Here is a 21,014-nt window from a genome sequence, read left to right as displayed (position 1 = left end):
GCGCTCCTTCGATACGGGGATCTGTCGCGTGCCCAATATTTCGGGCACGACCCCGGAGCGTAGCGACAATGGCGCAGTTCGCCAATATCCGTTATTTCATTGAAATAACTTACAAAGGCTTGAACTCACACCTACTTGCCTTTGCCCTTTTTCTTCCCCTTGGATGCCGGACGCGCACTCTTGCCCCGCTGGAGACCGCCACCAGCCCGCTGAACACCCCCGCGACCACCTGCCTTGGCCCCGCTGCGCCCCGCACCGGAGCGTCCAGCGGACCCGCCCGAGCCGCCCTTCGCCGCTTTCTTCACCCCGGCCCTGGCCGATTTTCCAGCGGCGCCCGCGGCGGCATCCTCGGCCTGCTGAGCACTCGGGCGGCCCCGGCCGCGCGAGCTGTTCACCGTGCGCCCGCGGACGATCCCGACGAGCTCCTCGACCAGGTCGGTGGTGCGCTCGTAGGGCCAGATCAGCCCCACCGGCGCCGTCGGCCCGTCCACGAGGGGGCGATAGACCACGTCCTTACGGCGGTGCAGGCGGGCGAGCGACATGGGCAGCACCGCCACCCCCACGTTCGCGGCGACCGTCGCCACGGCGTCGGCTGTGGTCGCGACCTGACCCAGCGGGTTCCCGTCCGGATCCACGGGCACGACGCCGGGAACCGGATGTGTGGCGAAGAGGACGTCGTCCGCGGGGACCCAGACCGGATCCCCGGCGATGTCGGCGACGGACACCGTCTCCTCCTCGTCGAGGGCGGCGAGCAGGTGGTCGCGCGAGAAGCACACCACCGACGTCTCCTCGTAGAGCGGGATCGCGGAGAACACTTCCTTGTCCACGGGGAGCCTGCCGATCGCGGCATCGGCCTCGCCCGCCTCCAGGGCGGGGAGCATGGCGTCCGGCTCGAGCTGTACCAGGTCGAGCCGCACGTCAGGCAGCCGTTCACGCCACACGGACGCCCACTTCCCGGGTGTCGCACCCGGCACGTACGCCAGGCGGAAGCGCGGCAGGCTCGGGTCGACGTCGGCGTCCTCCACCGGCTCCGCGCCTTCCTCGACCTCCGGCACAGCGGTCGAGGGGTCGGTGGCGTCGCCGCCCGGTACAGGCGGTCCGACGTCGGGCAGGGGCTGGCTCACGTGCCAAGGCTACGGGCTGGACCCCACCCAGGTTCCGCCTGGATCCCGGCAGACCTGGATGAGCGGTGAGGATCACGCCCGCCATGGAGAGCGAGAAGGGCAGGCGCCGATACCCTGGGAACATGAGTTCCTCCTTCGCCTCGCAGCGGTTCAAGCCGTCCAATGCCGCCAAGCGACTCGGCGTCTACCTGCCTGCCACCCCGCAGGAGTTCCAGGACAACCCGATAACGCGCGCAGAGCTCGAGGAGCTGGAGACCAACCCGCCCGAGTGGCTCGCCGAGCTGCGCCGCAACGGACCGCACCCGCGGCCCGTCGTGGCGGGGCGCCTCGGCATCTCGATCGCCGGCCTGGCCCGTGGTGGCATCACCGAGCCGCTGACCACCGAGCAGATCAACGAGATGCGCGACAACCCGCCGGCCTGGCTGGCCCAGGAGCGCGAGATCGCCGCTCAGGTGCGCGCCGAGGAGGAGCGGGTCGAGGAGGCCCGCAAGGCTGCGGAGAAGAAGGCCCGCTCCGCCCGGTGAGCCCAGAGGCCGACGCCGTCCTGGCCGGGCTCCTGCCTTTCCCCGAGGACGGTTCACGCGCCGACGGCCCGGTCGCCGTCGACGCGACCGACCGGCTCCTGCTCGACGAGGCCGCGCCGCTGATCGCGCAGGACCCGGACGGCGTGGTGGTGATCGGCGACCGGTTCGGAGCGCTGAGCCTGGGCGCTCTGGCGCTGGGCGCCCGTGACGTCCGGGTGCACCAGGACGCGATCACGGCGGAGGCAGCGCTCAGCGCCAACTCCAAACGCGTGTCCGGGGTGCTGTGGGAAGGACACGCGAGGGCCGCCACCAACGCGGCAGTACCGCACGAACCGGCCCCGCTGGGACTGACCCAGCACGACAAGTTCGAGCCCCACCTGCTCGCCGGTGCGCGGCTCGTGCTCCTCCAGCTGCCCACGTCGCTGGCGGAGCTGACCGAGATCGCCGAGCACGTGGCCTGGTACGCCGACCCGGCGGTCACGCTGCTCGCCGGCGGCCGGGTCAAGCACATGACGCACGCGATGAACGACGTGCTCGGCGCGTCGTTCGCGCAGGTCAGCGCTTCGCTCGCCCGGCAGAAGTCGCGGCTGCTGATCGCGCGGGAGCCACGGTCCGACGTCGGGCCGCTCACCTACCCCGTCACCGCCCGGCTCACCGACCGCGAGATCCTGGCCGCCATCGGCTCGCCCGCGGGTACGACAGCGCCGGACGCCGGGCTGACCGTCGTCGCGCACGGAGCCGCCTTCGCCGGCGCCACGCTCGACCTCGGCACACGCTTCCTGCTGGCGCAGGCCGACCGCTGGCCCGAGCTGGCGGATGCACCAGGCACTCAGGACACCCCGGCGGACTTCCCTGCCGGACCCGACTACCTGGACGGCCGACCCATCGCGGTCGATCTGGGCTGCGGCACCGGCATCCTCGCAGCCGTCCTGGCGCTGCGCTACCCCCGCGCCCACGTGATCGCGACGGACCGGAGCGCCGCCGCCTGCGCCTCGACGACGGCGACGCTCGCCGCGAACGGCGTCAGGGCCGCCGTCGTACGGGGCGACGCCGGGGATCTGCTCCCTGTCCCCGACGGCTCGGCGGACCTCGTGCTGCTCAACCCGCCGTTCCACGACCGCGCCGCACTGAGCACCGATGCCGCGCACCGCATGTTCGCCGCGGCGGGCAAGGTCCTGCGGGAAGGCGGCGAGCTGTGGACCGTCTTCAACACGGGGCTGCACTACCGGGGCGCGCTGCAGCGCGCCGTCGGGCCGACGGAGCACGTGGCCCAGAACCCGAAGTTCACGGTGACCCGGAGTCTGCGGAAAGCACTTACAGACGAGTCAGTGGCGGACCGCTAGCCTTGCGGGGCGCTCGCCCCGGGCGCACCCGCACCGGCAGCGCGCCCGGTCATCGCCGGCCTGCCCCGAGCTCGAAGGATCTGTCGATGAGGACACTCCGCACCACACTGCGCGGCGCCGCCGTCGCGGCGGTCGCAGCATCGCTCGCCGCCGGAGCCGCGGTCGCAGCGCTGCCGGCCACCGCCGCGCCGTCCGCCACGGACGCGGGCAGGGCCATAGCGAAGACCTCCGTGGCCAAGCCTGGCGCGACGTCCGAGGCCAAGGAGCAGAAGGCGAAGAAACCAAAGGTGAAGAAGCCGAAGAAGGCAGCGGCCGACCCGGACTTCGGGCCCAACGTCACGTTCATCGACCAGTCCTGGACGACAGACCAGATCAACACGTTCCTCGACTCGGTGAACGACGAGGCCGAGATGAGCCTGGGCCGGCACCAGGTCTTCTTCGAGCCCGGCACCTACGGCAGCGCCGCAGGCCAGGATGACCCGGCCACAGCCACCGACATCGTCAACCAGACCGTCGGGTACTACGAGTCGATCTCGGGCCTCGGCGCGCAGCCGAACGCGGTCCAGATCAACGGTGCACTGCACGTGGAGCCCGTTGTCGGCTGCCCGGACCGGCCGTGGGAGTGCGCCGCCCCCGGCTCGCTCAACCACTTCTGGCGGTCGATGTCGAACCTGGCGATCAACCCGATCCAGCGCCCGGTCGGCGAGGACGCCGCTCGCCCGTTCCCGGCGGGCGTGACCGAGCCGCACCAGATGCGCTGGGCGGTGTCGCAGGCAGCGCCGATGCGCCGCATGGACATCCAGGGCAGCCTCACGGTCTTCGGCCGGTACGGCGAGTTCGCCTCCGGCGGCTACCTCGCGAACTCCCGGGTGGCCGGCACCATCGCCACCGGCTCGCAGCAGCAGTGGTTCACGCGCAACAGCGAGGTCGGCACCTGGGACGGCGGCGTCTGGAACATGGTGTTCTCGGGCGTCGACGGCGCTCCCGCGACCGACTTCGGGCAGGACCTCGGCAACGGGGTGAAGGGCGTCAAGACCACGTTCGACAACACCCCGATCAGCCGCGAGGCCCCCTTCCTGTACCGGACCGGAAACGGTGAGCTCGCCGTCTTCGTGCCGAACGCGCGCACCGACAGCAGCGGCACCGACTGGTCGACGTCTGCCGAGTCGGGCACGTCGATCGGCATGGACGACTTCTACGTCGCCCGCGAGGACGTCGACGACGCCGCGTCGATCAATGCCGCGCTGGCCGACGGCAAGAACCTCATCCTCACGCCGGGCGTCTACGAGCTCGACGCCGCGCTGCGGGTCGACCGTGCCGACACGGTGGTGCTCGGCCTCGGCTACGCCTCGCTCACCCCGACGGCGGGCAACAGCGTGCTGGAGATCGGCGACGTCGCGGGCGTGAAGGTCGCGGGCATCACCGCCGACGCGAACGTGCCGGAGTCGGCGACGCTCATCAAGGTGGGTCCAGAGGACGCGAGCGTCTCGGACCCGGCCAACCCGACCACGCTCACCGACGTCTTCGTCCGCGTGGGCGGCCCTTGGGAGGGCAAGGCGGTCACCTCGATCGAGGTGAACAGCGATCACACGCTGCTCGACCACATCTGGGCGTGGCGCGCGGACCACGGCCAGGGCGTCTCCTGGGGCGGCAACACGGGCGCGCACGGCGTCGTCGTCAACGGTGACGACGTGACGGCGACCGGCCTGTTCGTCGAGCACTACCAGGAGGAGCAGACGATCTGGAACGGCGAGAACGGCCGCACGATCTTCTACCAGAGCGAGATCCCGTACGACCCGCCGTCGCAGGCGGCGTTCATGGACGGCGACCGCCTCGGCTACGCCTCCTACCGCGTGGCCGACGACGTGACGCGCCACGAGGCGACAGGCCTCGGCGTCTACTCGTTCTTCAACCAGGGCCAGGACATCCGCGTGGAGTCGGGCATCCAGGCCCCCACCACCCCGAACGTGAAGTTCCGCTCCATGACGAGCGTCTTCCTCAACGGCTCGGGCGGCATCAACCACATCATCAACAACACGGGCGCCCCAGCAGTAGGCAGCTTCGCCTCCCCCCAGCTGATCGCCTACCCCCCAACCAGCTAACCCCCACCAGCCAGCCAGCCAACCGGTAGGCCCCGCCAAACCAGCCAACCAACCCCCACGGGAAGTGACGCCCACAGAAGAGCGGGCGGAGAACAAGAACGCCTGCGCGGACGTAAAGGGACGAAACAGGTGAGCCGCCTCAGGAGGCCCCTCGTCGGCCCAGTCCGCGCAGGCGTTCTTGTTCTCCGCCCGCGGGCCCTAAAGAAGCGTCACTTCACGTCGACAACATCCACGACGAACACCAGCGTGTCCCCGCCGCCGATCCCAGCCTGCGGAACCCCCCGCGCCCCGTACCCGTGCTCCGGCGGGATCGACAGCAGCAGACGCGAGCCCACGTTCTGGCCCACCATGCCCTTGTCCCACCCGCCGATGACGGCGCCGACGCCGATCGGGAAGTCGATGGTCGTGCCGCGGTCGTACGAGTTGTCGAAGACGTGGCCGCCCCAGGTCTGGCCCAGGTAGTTCACCACGATGGTGCGCCCGGACTCGACGACCGGGCCGTTGCCCTCGGAGAGGACCTGTACCTGCAGGCCGGCGGGTGCGCCACCCTCGGGGAACGTCAGCTCCGGCTTGTCACCGAAGGTGCCGGAGGCGGTAGGAAGCGTGGTCACGAGGATTACCTCTCGATCGGGAGGGCGCCGAGCAGTCCCCGGCGCCGTTACCCATCCACCCTATGCGGCCACCACGGCTGCCCGCGAAGCGACGGCGGCCTGCCGCAGCGCGTCCAGGGCGGCGATGGCGGGCGGGGTGTGCGCGACGGCGTCCTGCAGCACCGCGTAGATCGAGCGCACGGGAGCGGGCCGCACCACGGGCACCGAGACGGTCGCCGGCGGCAGGTTGACGGCGCCGAGCTCGGGCAGCACCGTCATGCCGATCCCCGCCTCCACGAACGCGACCGCCGTCGGGTAGTCGTGCGCCTCGACGCGGAACGTGGGGCTGAAGCCCGCCGCCGTGCACGCCTGAAGGAGGTTGCGCCGGCACCAGCCGCGAGCGAAGTCGTTGTCGATCCAGGACTCGTCCTCGAGCTCGGCGAGCTCGATCTCGTCCCGGTCGGCGAACCGGTGGTTCTGCGGCAGGACGGCGACGTACGGGTCGTCGAGGAGGTGGTAGGCCGTGAAGCCGCTCCCCGCCGCGAACTCGGCGTTCGCGACGACGATCTGCAGGTCCGCCCGGTCCTCGGTCTTGTCCGGGATGTGCTCGGCCAGCTCCAGGTCGAGGCGGACGCCGGGGAACTGCGTGGTCACGGTGCGTACGACGTCGGGCAGCCAGGCCGAGCCGACCGAGGCGAAGTAGGCCACCGAGAGCGACCCGGTGCGGCCCGCGCGCAGGTCGGCGACCATGGCCTCGGCCTCGCCGAGCCGTTCGAGCACGCCGTCGGCCTGGGCGGCCAGCGCATGCCCGGCCGCGGTGGGCCGGATGCCGCGGCCGTGCCGGGCCAGGAGCTTGAGGCCCGTCTCGCGCTGGAGCGCCGAGACGTGCTGGCTGACGGCGGACGGCGTGTAGCCGAGGTTCGCCGCGGCCGCACCGATGGAACCGGAGGCGACGACGGAACGGAAGACGCGGAGGCGGTGGACGTCGAGCATGCGGCCACTGTACAGCGAGACTGAATTCGGATGAAGAAAGAATCGCTGGTGCTTCACAGTAGTTCGGGGCGACGATCGCACCATGACCAACACCACGGCCGATAACCGCCAGACCCCGGCTCCGACGTCGGGCAGGGTTCCGGACATGACCCTGATCGCCGTGGCTGCTCCGCCGGCCACCAACCGCTTTCTCGTCCCCGCGGCCGCCGCGGTGACCGTGGTGCTGTGGGCGTCCGCGTTCATCGGGATCCGGGCGGCTGGTCACGACTTCTCCCCCGGCCCGCTCGCCCTGGGCAGGATGTTCGTCGGCGCCCTCGCGCTCACCGTCATCGCCGGCCTGGCCGGCAAGATTCGGCTGCCGCGCGGCCGGACACTGGCCGGCGTCATCGTCTGGGGCGTCCTCTGGTTCGGGCTGTACAACCTGGCCCTCAACACCGCGGAGCGCACCCTCGACGCCGGGACCGCATCCCTCCTGGTCGGGCTCGCCCCCATCCTGATCGCGGTGTTCGCCGGGATATCGCTCGGTGAGGGATTCCCGGCACGGCTCCTCGCCGGCATCGGCATCGCCTTCGCCGGCGTCGCCGGGATCGCGCTCGCCACGTCGAGCGGGGCGTCCGACACAGTGAGCGTCGCCCTCGGCCTGGCCGCCGCCGTCATCTACGCCGGGAGCACGATCCTGCAGAAGCGCCTGCTGCCGAAGGTGGACTCCCTGACCATGACGTGGCTGGGCTGCGTGGTCGGCGCGGTCGCGTGCCTCCCGTTCGCGCCGGTGCTCCTGCACGAGCTCGCCGCGGCCCCGACGTCGGCCACGCTGAGTGTCGTCTACCTCGGCGTCTTTCCCACGGCCATCGCGTTCATCACCTGGGGCTTCGCCCTGACCCGCACGACGGCGGGCCGGCTCGGTGCCGCGACCTACGCCGCCGCGCCGCTCGCCGTCCTCATGTCGTGGGCCGTACTGGGCGAGATCCCGACCCTGTTCGCCCTGATCGGCGGAACCCTGTGCCTCACGGGCGTCCTGGTAGCCACCCTCCGCCTCCGCTAGACCGTTGAGTGCTGGGTATTTGTCCTCTCAGAACGATTCGAAAGGGCAAATACCCAGCACTCAACGGTCTGGGGCGGGTCATGGGAGCGCCGAGGCCTTGCGCTCCAGGACGCCCCGCTCCGCGGTGTTGCCGCACAGCTCGGCCGCGCGCAGGTACTCGCCACGCGCCTCGGCGGTGCGGCCCAGCCGCGCGAGCAGCTCGCCCCGCACCCCCGGCAGCAGGTGCGATCCCGCCAGCACACCCTGCTCCACCAGGCCGTCCACCACACGCAGCCCGACGCCGGGCCCGCGTGCCATCGCGACAGCCACCGCCCGGTTCAGGTCCACCACGGGTGAGGGCGCCAGGCGACCCAGGGCCTCGTAGAGCACGACTATCCGCTCCCAGTCCGTCTCGGCCACCGAGCTCGCCACCGCGTGACACTCCGCGATCGCCGCCTGCAGGGCGTACACCCCCATACCCGCCGGGCCGACGGCGCGGCGCAGCGCCGCCCTGCCCCGGATGATCGCCGCCCGGTCCCAGCGCCGCCGGTCCTGGTCCTCCAGCAGGATCGGCTCCCCCGACGGCCCCGTGCGGGCCGGGAACCGGGCTGCGGTCAGCTCCAGCAGTGCGAGCAGGCCGAACGTCTCCGGCTCGGGCGCGAGCCGGCTGAGCACCCGGGCGAGGCGCACCGCCTCGCGCGCCAGGTCGTGCCGGATCCAGTCGTCGCCCGACGTCGCCGACGAACCCTCCGTGAAGATCACGTACAGCACACCGCGGACCGAGGCGAGCCGGGCGGTCCGGTCCGCGCCGTCGGGCACCTCGAACGGGACCTGCGCCGCCGCGATGGTCTTCTTGGCGCGCGTGATGCGCGCCTGCACCGTCGCGACCGGCACCAGGAACGCCCGGGCGATCTCGTCGCTCGTCAGGCCGCCCACGACGCGCAGCGTGAGCGCGACCTGCGCCTCCCGCGAGAGCACGGGATGGCAGGACACGAACATGAGCGCGAGCACGTCGTCGTCGATCCGGTCGGGATCGACATCAGCCGGGTCAGAGCCCGGCTGACCTGCGACGACACTCATCCCGGCCCCAGCGGGCCCCGTTCCGATGCCCGACGTCGCCTCCCCCTCGGCCAGACCGTGCGCAAGCGCGGCGTACCGTTCGTCCCGCCCGGCGCGGCGCCGGTAGGCGTCGATCGCCCGGCGCCGCGCCGTCGCGACGAGCCATGCGGCGGGATCGCGCGGTGCACCGTCGCGTGGCCAGGAGACGAGCGCCTCGGCGAGCGCCTCCTGGGCCACGTCCTCGGCGAGCTCGAAGTCGCGGGTGTAGCGGGTGAGCGCACCCACTATGCGCGCGGACTCGATCCGCCAGACCGCCTCGACGGCCCGCCGGGCGGCGTCCTCGCTGGTCAGAGCTGACCGGTCGACTCGCGCCACGAGCGCTCCTTCTGGACGTGCTCGTTGTCCTGCGGGAAGTCGTCCAGCTGCTGTACGCGGCGGATCTCCAGCTTGCTCCCCGGGCCGGCCAGCGGTGCCCGCTTGGCCCACTCGACGGCTTCCTCTCGCGAGGCGACGTCGACGATCCAGAAGCCGTTGAACAGCTCCTTGGTCTCGCCGTAGGGACCGTCGGTCACGACGGGCGTCTCGGACGAGTAGTCGACGACGACGGAGTCGGCCGCGTCCGTGAGGCCCTCGCCGGCGACGAGCACGCCCGCCTGGACCATGTCCTCGTTGAACTTGCCCATGTCGTTCATGATCTTCTCGAAGTCCATGTTCTCGTAGACGGCCATCGTCTCGTCGGTCGAGCGCATGATCAGCATGTACTTCGGCATGGTTTCTTCTCCTGAGTGTCCGGGCCCCCTGATGGGACCTTCTCACCCACAGGTCGAACGGGAAACCGCTCGATCGACACAACCCGGATATTCCCTTCAAGAGTTCATGACGGTGCATGGAGCGGGGGTTCCGCGCGTCACACACGCCCGGCTTGCCAGGCGCGCGGAACGTGCGGAACCCTTGAGTCTCATGACGCTCGAATCGATTGAGCCCGTGGGGGCCGATGCCGAAGTTCCCACGGCATCCGGCAAATCCTCACGGCGCCGCCAGACCCCGAAGCCCACGAACTCGGGTCCGGTGAAGGGACACACGACGAGCGACGGCGCCTCCCCACGTGCCTGGGACGGGCGCAGCAAGTTCCCGCACATCGGCGAGTACGGGTTCCTCTCCGACTGCGAGACCAACGCGCTGATCGCGCCGTCGGGCAGCGTCGAGTGGATGTGCGTCCCTCGACCCGACTCCCCGAGCATCTTCGCCAAGATCCTCGACCGGGGAGCCGGCTACTTCCGCGTGGGACCGCACGGCGTGCGGGTCCCCGTCGCGCGCCGCTACCTGCCCGGCACGCTCATCCTCGAGACGACCTGGCAGACTCCGACCGGCTGGCTCGTGGTCCGCGACGCGATGCTGATGGGCCCGTGGCACGACCTCGAGTCGCGCTCGGGCACGCACCGCCGCACCCCCACGGACGACGACGCCGAGCACATCCTGATGCGCACCATCAAGTGCGTCTCGGGCACGGTGGACCTCGAGGTCGTGTGCGAGCCGCGCCCGGACTACGCCCGGTCCGAGGTCGACTGGGAGTACGAGAACAGCGGGTACTCGTCGGTGGTGGCCCACGTCGGCGACTCCAACCCCGACCTGCACCTGCAGTCCAGCCTGCGGTTCGGGCTGGAGGGCAAGCGCGCCACCGCGCGCACGCGGATGACGGAGGGCGCCACGCACTTCGTCGCGATGTCGTGGGGCTCGCAGAGCGCGCCGACGACGTACGCGGGCGCCCTCGACGCGATGTGGCGCACCGAGCGGTTCTGGCGCGACTGGATCACGCAGGGCGAGTTCCCGGACCACCCGTGGCGTGCCTACCTCCAGCGGTCGGCGCTCACCCTGAAGGGCCTCACCTACTCCCCCACGGGCGCGCTGATCGCCGCAGCCACCACGTCCCTGCCCGAGACCCCGGGCGGCGAACGCAACTGGGACTACCGGTACGCGTGGATCCGTGACTCCACGTTCGCGCTGTGGGGGCTGTACACCCTCGGCCTGGAGCGCGAGGCGAACGACTTCTTCGCGTTCATCCAGGACGTCTGCCGCGACAACCGGCAGCTCCAGATCATGTACGGCGTGGGCGGCGAGGAGACCCTCGAGGAGTTCGAGCTGCCGCACCTGTCGGGCTACGAGGGCGCGCAGCCGGTCCGCATCGGCAACGCCGCGTACGACCAGCGGCAGCACGACGTGTGGGGTGCCGTGCTGGACTCCGTGTGGCTGCACGCCAAGTCGCGCGACCAGCTGCCCGAGTCGCTGTGGCCCATCCTCAAGCGGCAGGTCGAGGAGGCCGCGAAGCACTGGCACGAGCCCGACCGGGGCATCTGGGAGGTGCGCGGCGAGCCGCAGCACTTCACCAGCTCCAAGCTCATGTGCTGGGTCGCGATGGACCGGGGCGCCAAGCTCGCCCGGCTGTACGACGAGCTCGACTACGCGCAGTCCTGGCAGAAGATCGCCGACGAGATCGCCGACGACATCTGCACCAAGGGCGTCGACGAGCGCGGCGTCTTCACGCAGCGCTACGGCGACCCGGCGCTCGACGCGTCGCTGCTGCTGGTCCCGCTGCTGCGCTTCCTGCCGCCGGACGACCACCGGGTCAAGGCGACGGTGCTGGCGATCGCGGACGAGCTCACCGAGGACGGCCTGGTGCTGCGCTACCGCACCGACGAGACCGACGACGGCCTGCAGGGCGAGGAGGGCACCTTCACGATCTGCTCGTTCTGGCTCGTGTCGGCGCTGGTCGAGATCGGTGAGGTGGAGCGCGCCAAGTCGCTGTGCGAGCGGCTGCTCGGTTACGCGTCGTCGCTCAACCTCTACGCCGAGGAGATCGAGCCGGGCACGGGACGCCACCTCGGGAACTTCCCGCAGGCGTTCACGCACCTGGCGCTGATCAATGCCGTGATGCACGTGATCAAGGCGGAGAACGGCGAGGCGGAGAAGGGCTACTTCGGAGTGGTGCCCCGCCCGTCCTGACCCCGCCGGGGCCGCTCGCAAGATCCCGTGCACCTGTCAGAACTTCGCGCATGTGTCAGACGCTCAGGTCACCCGGGTGACCTGAGCGTCTGACACATGCGCGAAGTTCTGACAGGTCTTGTGCTCCTTGGCTAATAGGCGTAGCTTTCTGGCTATGACGACCAGCCAGAGTGCCTCGCTCGCCTTCCTTCCGCGCCCCGAGGGCAAGATCGCGTACAGCGACACGGGCGCGGGGCCGCTCGTCGTCGCCGTCCCCGGCATGGGCGACCTCCGGTCCACCTACGACGACGTCGCCCCCGCGCTCGTCGACGCCGGCTACCGCGTGGTCGTCGCCGACCTGCGCGGCCACGGCGACTCGGACGCCACGTTCCACACGCACGGCGACGACGCGACGGGCACCGACCTCATCGCGCTCGTCGAGCACCTCGACGCCGGACCTGCGGTGCTGATCGGCAACTCGATGGGCGCCTCGGCCGCCGCCTGGGCCGCCGCGGAGCGCCCGGACCTGGTGCGCGGCCTGGTCCTGCTCAGCCCGTACCTGCGCCAGCCCGGCGCCCCGGGCATGCAGAAGGTCATGGGAGTGGCCTACCGGGTGCTCTTCGCCCGGCCGTGGGGCGCCGCGTTCTGGAAGTCCTTCTACTCCTCGATCACCAAGGGCCGTCGCTCCCCCCGGCACGCCGAGCACGTCGCCGCGATCCGGCGGAACATGAGCGAGCCCGCCCGGCTGCGCTCCCTCCGCGACCTTGCGGTAGCGCTGGACCACTCGGTGGTCGAGGCCCGCCTGGCGGCCGTCAAGGCGCCTTCCGTCACCGTGGTCGGCGCACTCGACCCCGACTTCTCCGACCCCGCGGCCGAGCTCGCCTGGATCACCGGGGCGATCGACACCCGCGGCATCCTGGTTCCCGACGTCGGCCACTACCCGCAGCACCAGGCGGCCGACGTCGTCGTGCCCGCCGTGCTCGAGCTCCTCGCCGGTCTCCCGCCCCTGCCCGCACCTACCGCTTCCCAGGCCCAGGACGGCGGCGCACGTGCCTAGGGCGGGCCTGTCCCCCGACGCCGTGGTGCGTCTGGCGGTCGAGGTCGTCGACGCCGGCGGGCCGACCGGGTTCGCCGACCTGACGCTCGCGAAGGTCGCCGCGAAGGCAGGCGTCGCGGCCCCCAGCCTCTACAAGCACGTCGGCTCGCTGGCCGACCTGCGCCGCGAGGTCACGCTGATCGCCGTCGCCGAGCTCACGGCGGCCGGTACCTCGGTGACCGTCGGCCGGGCGGGGGCCGACGCGCTCCGCGCTCTGGCGACGGCCTGGCGCAGCTACGCCCTGGACCACCCCGGGCGGTACGCGGCCACCCAGATCGGCCCGGACCCCGACGCTCCGGCCGACGCCGCGCTCCGCGACGCGGCGGCCGAGAGCGTTCAGGTGGTCGTCGCCGTCCTGCGGGGCTTCGGCCTCCCGGACGCCCGCCTGATCGACGCCGTCCGCGCGGTCCGCGCCGGTGTGCACGGCTTCGTCACCCTCGAGCTCGGCGGCGGCTTCCGGATGCGGGAGGACGTCGACCAGAGCTTCACGGTGCTGCTCGACATGCTCGTCGCGGGAGTCGCCGCACTCGCACGGTCCGACACACCTCAGAGCGACACCATCACCGGGAGCCACTCATGACCACCGTCCGCTGGACCCGCTTCGCCTTCGTCGCCGCAGGCCTCGCCTTCCTCCTCTTCCCCCTGCTGCGGCCCTGGCCGGACGAGATGGTGGCCACCATCAACCTCGCCACGGCCTTCGCGTCCGACCGCTGGGTGGTGGCGCACCTGTTCGGGATCCTCGGCCTCGCCCTCGTCGCGCCCGCGTTCCTGGGACTGCGGACGGTCCTCGCCCAGGCAGGTCCCGCCGACGACGGCGATCGTGCCGGCGTCCGGCCGGGAGCCGGCGTCGGCGCCGCGACCTGGGCGCTCGTCACCGCATGGACCGGCGCCGGTCTTGCGGCGCTCTACTTCGGCGCCGAGATCTTCGGCATCCGCACCATCGCGGAAGCCGCGCTGCGGGACGGCGACCTCGGGATGCTCGCCGACATCGAGGTGCTGCGCATGCAGCCGTGGGCAGTCACCCTGTTCGCCGCGGGCCTGCTCCTGCTTGCGGTGTCCGGGGTGCTGGCAGGGGTCGCCCTGTGGCGGGCGGGTACCCGCCCGAGGTGGGCCGGCATCCCGCTGGCGATCGCCCTGGTGCTCGTGCTCCCCCAGTTCTTCGGTGGGCCGGAGCTGCGGATCACGCACGGGTTCCTCTTCGCCGCGGGATGCGTGCTGGTCGCCGCCGCCGTGCGGCCTCGGACAGCTCGGGCATAGTCCCGCCGCGCACGACGACGGCCCGGTCACCTTCCGCTGGAAGGTGACCGGGCCGCCGTTGGTACAGCCGGTGGGTCAGTCGCTGCCGAAGCTGCTGATGATCGTCACGAGACGAAGCAGCTCGAGGTACAGCCAGATCAGCGTCACCAGCAGGCCGAAGGCCGCCGCCCAGGCCATCTTGGCGGGCACGCCGGCCTCGACACCACGCTTGATGGAGTCGAAGTCGACGATCAGGGACGCGGCGGCGAGGCCTACCGCGACGAGGCCGATAATCACGCCCAGCGGGCCGCTGCGCATACCGAAGTCGTCAAGCACGCCCGTCATCAGCAGCACGAAGTTCACCAGGCTGAACAGGGCGTACCCGAGCAGGGCGAACATGAGCCAGCGCGTGAACTTCGGGGTGACCCGAACCTTGCCGCTCTTGAACAGGAACAGGCTCACGGCAAACACGGAGGCTGTCCCGATCACCGCCTGAGGTACAGCACCCTGCGCGAGCTGGCTGTAGACAAGCGAGATCGCGCCGAGGAACGCGCCCTCGAACACCGTGTAAGCCACGATGAGCGCGGGGCTCGGGTTCTTCTTGAAGGCGTTGACCAGGCCGAGAACAAGTCCGCCGATCAGGCCGATCCACATGACAGTGCTGAGCATGGCTGGGGGAACCAGCGTCCACGTCGCCGCGGCCACCACGACCAGGAGGGCGAGCAGCCCACCGGTCTTGATGATCACGTCGTCATAGGTCATGCGCTTGGTGTCCGCCGTGGTGGCGGACGGCGACTGGTACATCGCGTCAAGATCTGACGCATCCATGGGCTGCTGGCCGCCGTACTGGCCGTACTGGCCGGCCTGCGGCGGGGTGCCATATGCGGGAGTCTGGTTGGGGTAGGTGGCGGTGCCGCCACGGCGAGCGCCAGCTGCACCGGTGCGACGGGGCTCACCGAAGACGTCGCTTCTCGAAAAGACGGGGTTGCTCATCTGCTCCTCCTGGTCTGTCGGACCATCCTAGGGAACGCTGGGAAGGTCTCAGTAGTTCCCGGGTCATACCTTCGGATGAACTCGGTCCGCCCGAGGGATGATCCGGGCGTGTAAAGGGTGCGGCGGGCGCCGTCGGCTCCCTAGTCTCGTCGTAACCAATCTTGTCGTGACCGAACCAGTGGCCGCAGAGGCCACCCCGGCGTGCCAGATGGAAGGGCAAGTGATGATCGAGGCCACAGGCCTGACGAAGAGGTACGGCACGAAGACGGCCGTGGACGGAGTCACGTTCACCGTGCAGCCGGGCCAGGTGACGGGCTTCCTGGGCCCGAACGGCGCCGGAAAGTCGACCACCATGCGCATGATCGTGGGCCTGGACAAGCCCACCGCGGGCACGGTCACCGTGAACGGCAAGCCCTACGCCGCGCACCGCAGCCCGCTCGGCGAGGTGGGCGCGCTGCTCGACGCGAAGGCCGTGCACACCGGGCGGACCGCCCGCAACCACCTGCTGGCCATGGCAGCCACACATGGCATCCCGACGAAGCGGGTCGACGAGGTGATCGAACTCACAGGCCTGCGGCCCGTCGCGAACAAGCGCGTGGGCGGGTTCTCGCTCGGCATGGGCCAGCGCCTCGGTATCGCGGCGGCCCTGCTCGGCGACCCCCGCACGCTCATCCTCGACGAGCCCGTCAACGGGCTCGACCCCGAGGGCGTGCTCTGGGTCCGCAACATCGCGAAGTTCCTCGCGTCGGAGGGCCGCACGGTCTTCCTGTCCAGCCACCTGATGAGCGAGGTCGCCCTCACCGCCGACCACGTGCTCGTCATCGGCAAGGGCCGCATCCTCGCCGACGCACCGGTCTCCGAGATCGTCGACGGCGCCGCGCGCAAGATCGTGCGGGTCCGGTCGCCGCAGGCCACGGTGCTCGCCGAGCTCCTGAAGGGCACCGACGCCGAGGTGGAGTCCGTCGAACCCGGCCTCCTGGAGATCCGGGGCACGGACGCGGCCACCGTCGGTGAGCTCGCCTCCTCCGCCAGGATCGTGCTGCACGAGCTCACGCCCGTCGCGTCCACGCTCGAAGAGGCCTACATGTCGCTGACCGCCGATTCCGTGGAGTACCAGTCCGAGGCCATCGCGGGCCACGCGGGCACCCAGACCGACCTCGAGGGGAGCAAGGCATGAGCGCGACGGTCACGGCTCCGGCGGACGGAACTGCGCCGGGCACGACGACGGGGCACACCCCGGTACACAACGTCACCTTCTTCCGGCTGCTGCGCTCGGAATGGATCAAGCTCTGGTCGCTGCGCTCGACGTGGTGGACGCTCGGCTCCACCGTGGTCATCATGGTCGGCGTCGCGGTGATGATGGCCTTCGTGGCGCAGTTCCTGAGCGACCAGATGAGCGACGTCGAGATGGCTGCCGAGGACCAGGCCTCGATGGATGCGGTGTTCGGCGCGCCCACGGTCATCGCGGGCGGGTACGAGTTCGCCGCCCTCGTGGTCGCGGTGCTCGGCGCCATGCTGATCACGGGCGAGTACTCGACGGGCATGATCCGGTCCACGTTCGCCGCGGCGCCCGGCCGGCTCGGGGCGTTCGCCGCGAAAGCGGTAGTGCTCGCCCTCGTCACGGCCGTGCTGACCGCCGTGTCCCTCCTCGTGGGCTGGCTCGTGACCTACCCCATCCTGAACGCCAACGACATGTCGCTGGACTGGTCCGACGGCGTCCAGCTCCGACAGCTCTACGGCGTCGTCATCTACACCGTGCTGGTGGCGCTGTTCGCGCTGGGCATCGGCACGCTGCTGCGCCACACGGCGGGCGCGATCTTCACGACCGTGGCGGTGTTCCTGGTGATCCCGATGGTGTTCGGCATCGCCGTGGCGCTCGCATCGAGCGTGGAGTGGGTGCTCGACGTGAACAAGTTCCTGCCGAGCGTGGCGGGATCGGCGATCACGCCGACCGGCGCGCAGGTGCCCGAGGTCCTCGACCCGTGGGTGGGCATCAGCGTGCTCGCCGGGTACACGGTGATCGTCCTCGTCGGCGGCGCCCTGCGCCTCAAGCTCGACGACGCGTAGCAGGCCGACGTCGGCCGGTCGCCCCGGCGGAAGCCCGTCTCCATCACACGATCAGGCACGGTTCTGGCCCCGGAACCGTGCCTGATCGTGTTCTCGAAGCGGACGTCGGAGCCGGCCGTCAGTCGGGCGGATCCAGCGGGTGCGGCCAGGCCGGAGGCGGGGCGGGCCGTCGGTAGGTCGGCTCAGCATCCCCTCCGGGCTGCGGCGGCCACGGTGACGGGGGTCGGTGCTGGGGTGTCTGGTTCTGCGGCTGGAACTGGGGCGGCTGGAACTGGGGCGGCTGGTTCTGCGGCGGCTGGTTCTGCGGCGGGTGCGGTGCGGCCGCCCGCAGCGGCGCTTGTCGCTGTGGGGCTGGCTGCTGAGGGGCCTGCTGCTGCCAGGCCGGCGCTACCTGAGGTGGCCAGGCGGCTGGAGCCTGAGCCGGCGTCGGCCTGCTGTGCCGCGCCGGACGCAGCTGGTCGGGCTGCGCCGGAGGCCAGCTCGGCCGGACAGGTCCACCCTGCTGGACAGGTCCGCCCTGTGCCCGACGCTGCGCCGCGGCCTCCCGGCCGACGGTCTGGAAAGCACCGGTCGCCACACTGGGGAAGGCTCCGGTCAGCGGCCGGCGTGTGGTGCGCCCGGCCGCCTCGTCGGCCGCTCGGCGCCGCTCGGTCCGGCGTTCGAAGATCACGTAGATCACCGGCACCACGTACAGCGTCAGCAGGGTCGAGGACACGAGCCCGCCGATCACGACCAGCGCCAGCGGCTGCGAGATGAACGCCCCGCCGCCGGTCAGCCCGAGGGCCATCGGCAGCAGCGCGAAGACCGTGGCGAGGGCGGTCATGACGATGGGCCGCAGGCGCTTCCGGGCGCCGTCGCGCACGGCCTCGTCGAGCCCCATGCCGTCCTGGCGGTACTGGTTGATCAGGTCGATCAGCACGATCGCGTTCGACACGACGATGCCCACCAGCAGGAGGGTGCCGATCAGCGCGGGCACGCCCAGCGGCGTGTTCGTGGCGACCAGCGCGACCAGCGCCCCGACCGCCGCGAACGGGATCGACACCAGCAGGATGAACGGCTGCGCCAGGCTGCGGAACGCCGCCACCATGACGATGAACACGAGGGCGATGGCGGCCAGGAGCGCCATCCCCAGGTTCTTGAAGGCCTCCGCCTGGTCGGCCGCCGCGCCACCCACCGACACCGTCGCCCCGGCCGGCAGGTCCATCGACTCGATCTCGGCGTTCACCGTCTCGGTGACCGCGCCGAGGTCGTCACCGGCGGGCGTCACCGAGACGGTCGCCGACCGGTCGCCCTCGATCCGGCTGATCGACGTCGGCGTCCTGGCGACCTCCACGTTCGCGACGTCGCTCAGCGGTATGGCGCCGGCCGCCGTCGGGACCGGGATCTCCCTGATCTCGCCCATCGTGCTCGGCACCGCACCCGCGGCGAGCGTGACCCCGACCGGACCCTCGGCGGTGTGCAGCTCGCCGATCTCCCGCGCACCGGCCATCGCGGCGGACGCGACGGCGGTCACCTGGGTCTCGGTGAGCCCGTAGCCGGCCGCAGCCTTGCGATCGACGGTCACCTCGACGATCTCCTGCGCCGCCGCCAGGTCGTTGCTGACCTCGGCGACCCCGGTCAGACCCCTCGTCGCTTCCTGCAGCTGGCCGGTGGCCTCGGTCAGGGTCGCGTCGTCGCGCGCACGGACCACGAGGTCGATGGACGACGTACCCACGGAGTCACCGGCGGACACGGAGACCTCGGTCGCGGGTTCCTCGGTCAGCCCTCCGACGGCGGCGCGGATGTCGGCTGCGGCGTCCGCGCCGTCGGCGTCCTCGGTGAGGGTGACCGCGAAGGATGCCTTGAGGCCGGCGCTGGCCCCGCCGAAGGCCGCCATCGACATGTCGCCGCCGCTGCCGACGGTGGCCTGCACGCTCTCGACCGCCTCGACGTCGGCCAGGGCGGCCTCCACCTGCTGCGCCGCCTCGTCCTGCCCGGCGAGCGACGTGCCGGGCGCGTAGTGCTGCGTGACGGTCACCGTGTCCTGGCCGCTGTCCCCGAGAAAGCTCGTCTCCATGTTCGGGACGAGGGCGGCCGTGCCGCCGAGGATCGCGACGGCCACGGCGATCGTCACGACCGGCCGGCCCAGCGCGCCGTCCAGCGTCGGCACGTAGATCCGCTGCCAGACGCCGCGGCTCTCCTTCTCCTCCGCCGCCGCCCGGGCGAGCGCCGCGCCGCGGCCGGCCTTCTTGGGCGGGCTGATGAACCAGTACGCCAGCACCGGCACGATCGTCAGCGCCACGACGAGCGAGGCGAGCATCGCTATCGACACGGTCAGGGCGAACGGCCGGAACAGCTCGCCGACCATGCCGCCGACGAACGCGATGGGCAGGAAGACGGCGACGGTGCAGATCGTGGAGGCGGCGATGGCCCCGCCGACCTCACGCACGGCCGCGAGGATCGCTGTGGTCTTCTCCTCGCCGTACGACATGTGCCGCTTGATGTTCTCGATCACGACTATCGCGTCGTCGACCACACGGCCGATCGAGATCGTGAGCGCACCCAGCGTCAGGATGTTGAGGGTGTAGCCGCCCGCGCTCATGGCGATGAACGTCACCGCCAGCGACAGCGGGATCGAGATCGCGGACACGAGCGTTGAGCGCATCGACATCAGGAAGACCAGGATGACGAGGACGGCGAACAGCAAGCCGAGCCCGCCCTCCGTGGCCAGCCCGTGGATCGAGTCCTCGACGAAGGGCGCCTGGTCGAACACGACCGCGGTGTCGACGCCGCGCTCGGTCAGCGTGTCCGCCACCTCGGGCTCCGCGAGCGCCCGCTCGACCGCGTGCGACACCTCGACGGTGTTCGCCTCCGGCGTCTTCGTGATGGCCAGCCCGAGGGAGGGCTCGCCGTCGAGGCGGGAGTACGACGTCGCCTCCACGGGCTCGAGCTGCACGGATGCGACCTGCCCCAGCAGCGGCGGGCTGTCCGGCACGGCAGGCGCACCCGGGTCGGCGGGCAGGACGCCGGCCATCGCGTCGGCGTCCGGGCCCGTGGCGCCGCCCGCTGCCGCGTCGCCTGCTGCCGCACCCGGGCCGCCGGCTCCACCGGGGATGACGGGCAGCTGCTCGATCTGGTCGACCATGTCGACGGGCTTGCCGAGCTGGACGGACCAGGCGCGCCCGCCCTCGGTGATCTCGCCTGCCGGCACGACCACGCCGTTGTCCTGCAGCACCGTGGTCAGGTCCTCGGCGGTGAGGCCTGCAGCGGAGAGCTTCTCCTGGTCGGGCAGGATGCGGACCTCTGTCTCGCGCTCGCCGGTGACCGCGACCGCGCGGACGCCGTCGACGTCCTCCAGTGCGGGTACGACCACGTTCTCGACAGTGTCGGCGAGCGCGTTGGGGCTCTTGTCGCCCGCCACGGCCAGCTGGACCACCGGGACGTCGTCGACGGAGCCGGTGGTGACCTGAGGGCTGACACCCTCGGGCAGGGCGGGCTGAATGCCCGCCACCGCGGTCTGGAGACGCTGGGAGGCGGCCTCCATGTCGGTGCCGTAGGTGAACTCGACGGTGGTGAGCGAGACGCCGGTGGACGCGGTGGACCGGACTGCCGCGATCCCGTCGATCGAGCCGATGGCGTCCTCGATCACGTCAGTGACCTGCTCCTCCACGACCTCGGGTGACGAGCCCTGGTACTGCGCGCTCACGATGCCGGTCGGGAGCTGCAGGGACGGGATCAGCTCCTGCTTGAGGGAGGTCATGCTCAGCACCCCGAACACCGCTGTCGCGATGGTCACCAGCGCCACGACGGCTCGGTTCGCGAGGGACAGCCGGGCGAGATGGAACACGAAGACTCCACGGTGCGGACGAGGTTCGGGCATACGGCGCGACGCCGCCGTCGTGGCCTGC

General features: G+C 71.2%; 17 protein-coding genes. 10 read left to right on the top strand and 7 right to left on the bottom strand.

The window, feature by feature from the left end:
• Window positions 1–131 precede the first annotated feature (131 nt).
• Window positions 132–1,124 (bottom strand): LysR substrate-binding domain-containing protein, encoded by a 993-nt coding sequence (locus tag ACFO6V_RS25085; RefSeq protein ID WP_377140952.1) that lies wholly within the window; start codon window positions 1,122–1,124, stop codon window positions 132–134.
• 122 nt (window positions 1,125–1,246) lie between these two features.
• On the opposite strand from ACFO6V_RS25085, the gene ACFO6V_RS25080 reads away from it, so the two are divergent.
• The 3 genes from ACFO6V_RS25080 (at window position 1,247) to ACFO6V_RS25070 (ending at window position 5,093) form a co-directional block, all read left to right on the top strand.
• Window positions 1,247–1,648 (top strand): DUF5997 family protein, encoded by a 402-nt coding sequence (locus ACFO6V_RS25080; protein WP_377140949.1) that lies wholly within the window; start codon window positions 1,247–1,249, stop codon window positions 1,646–1,648.
• On the top strand, window positions 1,645–2,991 hold the full coding sequence (locus tag ACFO6V_RS25075; RefSeq protein WP_377140946.1) for a class I SAM-dependent methyltransferase: 1,347 nt from the start codon (window positions 1,645–1,647) through the stop codon (window positions 2,989–2,991). Before ACFO6V_RS25080 ends, ACFO6V_RS25075 begins: the two co-directional genes overlap by 4 nt.
• An 86-nt stretch (window positions 2,992–3,077) precedes the next feature.
• The gene (locus ACFO6V_RS25070; RefSeq protein ID WP_377140943.1) at window positions 3,078–5,093 is read left to right on the top strand and encodes an adenylyl cyclase; all 2,016 of its coding nucleotides are present in this window, start codon (window positions 3,078–3,080) and stop codon (window positions 5,091–5,093) included.
• A gap of 209 nt (window positions 5,094–5,302) precedes the next feature.
• On the opposite strand, the gene ACFO6V_RS25065 is transcribed toward ACFO6V_RS25070, so the two are convergent.
• Entirely contained in the window at window positions 5,303–5,704 is a 402-nt protein-coding gene (locus ACFO6V_RS25065) for an FKBP-type peptidyl-prolyl cis-trans isomerase (RefSeq protein WP_357454817.1), read from the bottom strand.
• A gap of 60 nt (window positions 5,705–5,764) precedes the next feature.
• Window positions 5,765–6,676 (bottom strand): LysR family transcriptional regulator, encoded by a 912-nt coding sequence (locus tag ACFO6V_RS25060; protein WP_377140940.1) that lies wholly within the window; start codon window positions 6,674–6,676, stop codon window positions 5,765–5,767.
• 82 nt (window positions 6,677–6,758) lie between these two features.
• Between ACFO6V_RS25060 and ACFO6V_RS25055 the strand changes: the two genes are divergently transcribed.
• Window positions 6,759–7,718, top strand: a complete 960-nt coding sequence (locus ACFO6V_RS25055) for a DMT family transporter (protein ID WP_377140937.1) — start codon at window positions 6,759–6,761, stop codon at window positions 7,716–7,718.
• A gap of 78 nt (window positions 7,719–7,796) precedes the next feature.
• Here the strand turns inward: ACFO6V_RS25055 and ACFO6V_RS25050 are convergent, their stop codons facing one another.
• Both ACFO6V_RS25050 and ACFO6V_RS25045 read right to left on the bottom strand, forming a co-directional pair.
• Complete coding sequence (locus tag ACFO6V_RS25050; protein WP_377140934.1) at window positions 7,797–9,131, bottom strand: RNA polymerase sigma factor; 1,335 nt, start codon at window positions 9,129–9,131, stop codon at window positions 7,797–7,799.
• Entirely contained in the window at window positions 9,104–9,526 is a 423-nt protein-coding gene (locus ACFO6V_RS25045) for a YciI family protein (RefSeq protein ID WP_377140931.1), read from the bottom strand. Before ACFO6V_RS25045 ends, ACFO6V_RS25050 begins: the two co-directional genes overlap by 28 nt.
• A 298-nt stretch (window positions 9,527–9,824) precedes the next feature.
• Between ACFO6V_RS25045 and ACFO6V_RS25040 the strand changes: the two genes are divergently transcribed.
• From ACFO6V_RS25040 to ACFO6V_RS25025, 4 genes are all read left to right on the top strand, one after another.
• Complete coding sequence (locus ACFO6V_RS25040) at window positions 9,825–11,756, top strand: glycoside hydrolase family 15 protein (protein WP_377140928.1); 1,932 nt, start codon at window positions 9,825–9,827, stop codon at window positions 11,754–11,756.
• A 154-nt stretch (window positions 11,757–11,910) separates the two neighbouring features.
• The gene (locus ACFO6V_RS25035; RefSeq protein ID WP_377140925.1) at window positions 11,911–12,792 is read left to right on the top strand and encodes an alpha/beta fold hydrolase; all 882 of its coding nucleotides are present in this window, start codon (window positions 11,911–11,913) and stop codon (window positions 12,790–12,792) included.
• On the top strand, window positions 12,785–13,411 hold the full coding sequence (locus tag ACFO6V_RS25030; protein WP_377140922.1) for a TetR/AcrR family transcriptional regulator: 627 nt from the start codon (window positions 12,785–12,787) through the stop codon (window positions 13,409–13,411). The genes ACFO6V_RS25035 and ACFO6V_RS25030 overlap by 8 nt, the downstream gene beginning before the upstream one ends.
• Window positions 13,408–14,088 carry a hypothetical protein gene (locus tag ACFO6V_RS25025; protein ID WP_377140919.1) on the top strand — a complete coding sequence of 227 codons (681 nt, stop codon included), beginning with the start codon at window positions 13,408–13,410 and terminating at the stop codon, window positions 14,086–14,088. The genes ACFO6V_RS25030 and ACFO6V_RS25025 overlap by 4 nt, the downstream gene beginning before the upstream one ends.
• Before the next feature lie 75 nt (window positions 14,089–14,163).
• Here the strand turns inward: ACFO6V_RS25025 and ACFO6V_RS25020 are convergent, their stop codons facing one another.
• Entirely contained in the window at window positions 14,164–15,060 is an 897-nt protein-coding gene (locus tag ACFO6V_RS25020; protein ID WP_377140917.1) for a Bax inhibitor-1/YccA family protein, read from the bottom strand.
• Window positions 15,061–15,283: 223 nt separating this feature from the next.
• On the opposite strand from ACFO6V_RS25020, the gene ACFO6V_RS25015 reads away from it, so the two are divergent.
• Window positions 15,284–16,237: an ABC transporter ATP-binding protein gene (locus tag ACFO6V_RS25015; RefSeq protein WP_377141167.1), complete on the top strand. Its 954-nt coding sequence runs from the start codon at window positions 15,284–15,286 to the stop codon at window positions 16,235–16,237.
• Window positions 16,234–17,127, top strand: coding sequence for an ABC transporter permease subunit (locus ACFO6V_RS25010; RefSeq protein ID WP_377140914.1), 894 nt, complete (start codon window positions 16,234–16,236; stop codon window positions 17,125–17,127). Before ACFO6V_RS25015 ends, ACFO6V_RS25010 begins: the two co-directional genes overlap by 4 nt.
• A 118-nt stretch (window positions 17,128–17,245) precedes the next feature.
• Here the strand turns inward: ACFO6V_RS25010 and ACFO6V_RS25005 are convergent, their stop codons facing one another.
• Window positions 17,246–20,953, bottom strand: a complete 3,708-nt coding sequence (locus ACFO6V_RS25005) for an efflux RND transporter permease subunit (protein WP_377140911.1) — start codon at window positions 20,951–20,953, stop codon at window positions 17,246–17,248.
• Window positions 20,954–21,014 lie beyond the last annotated feature (61 nt).

Origin of the sequence: Promicromonospora alba, from assembly GCF_042654905.1 — a bacterium.
Classification (GTDB): Bacteria; Actinomycetota; Actinomycetes; order Actinomycetales; family Cellulomonadaceae; genus Promicromonospora; species Promicromonospora alba.
This window is presented reverse-complemented; position numbering and strand designations above follow the sequence as displayed.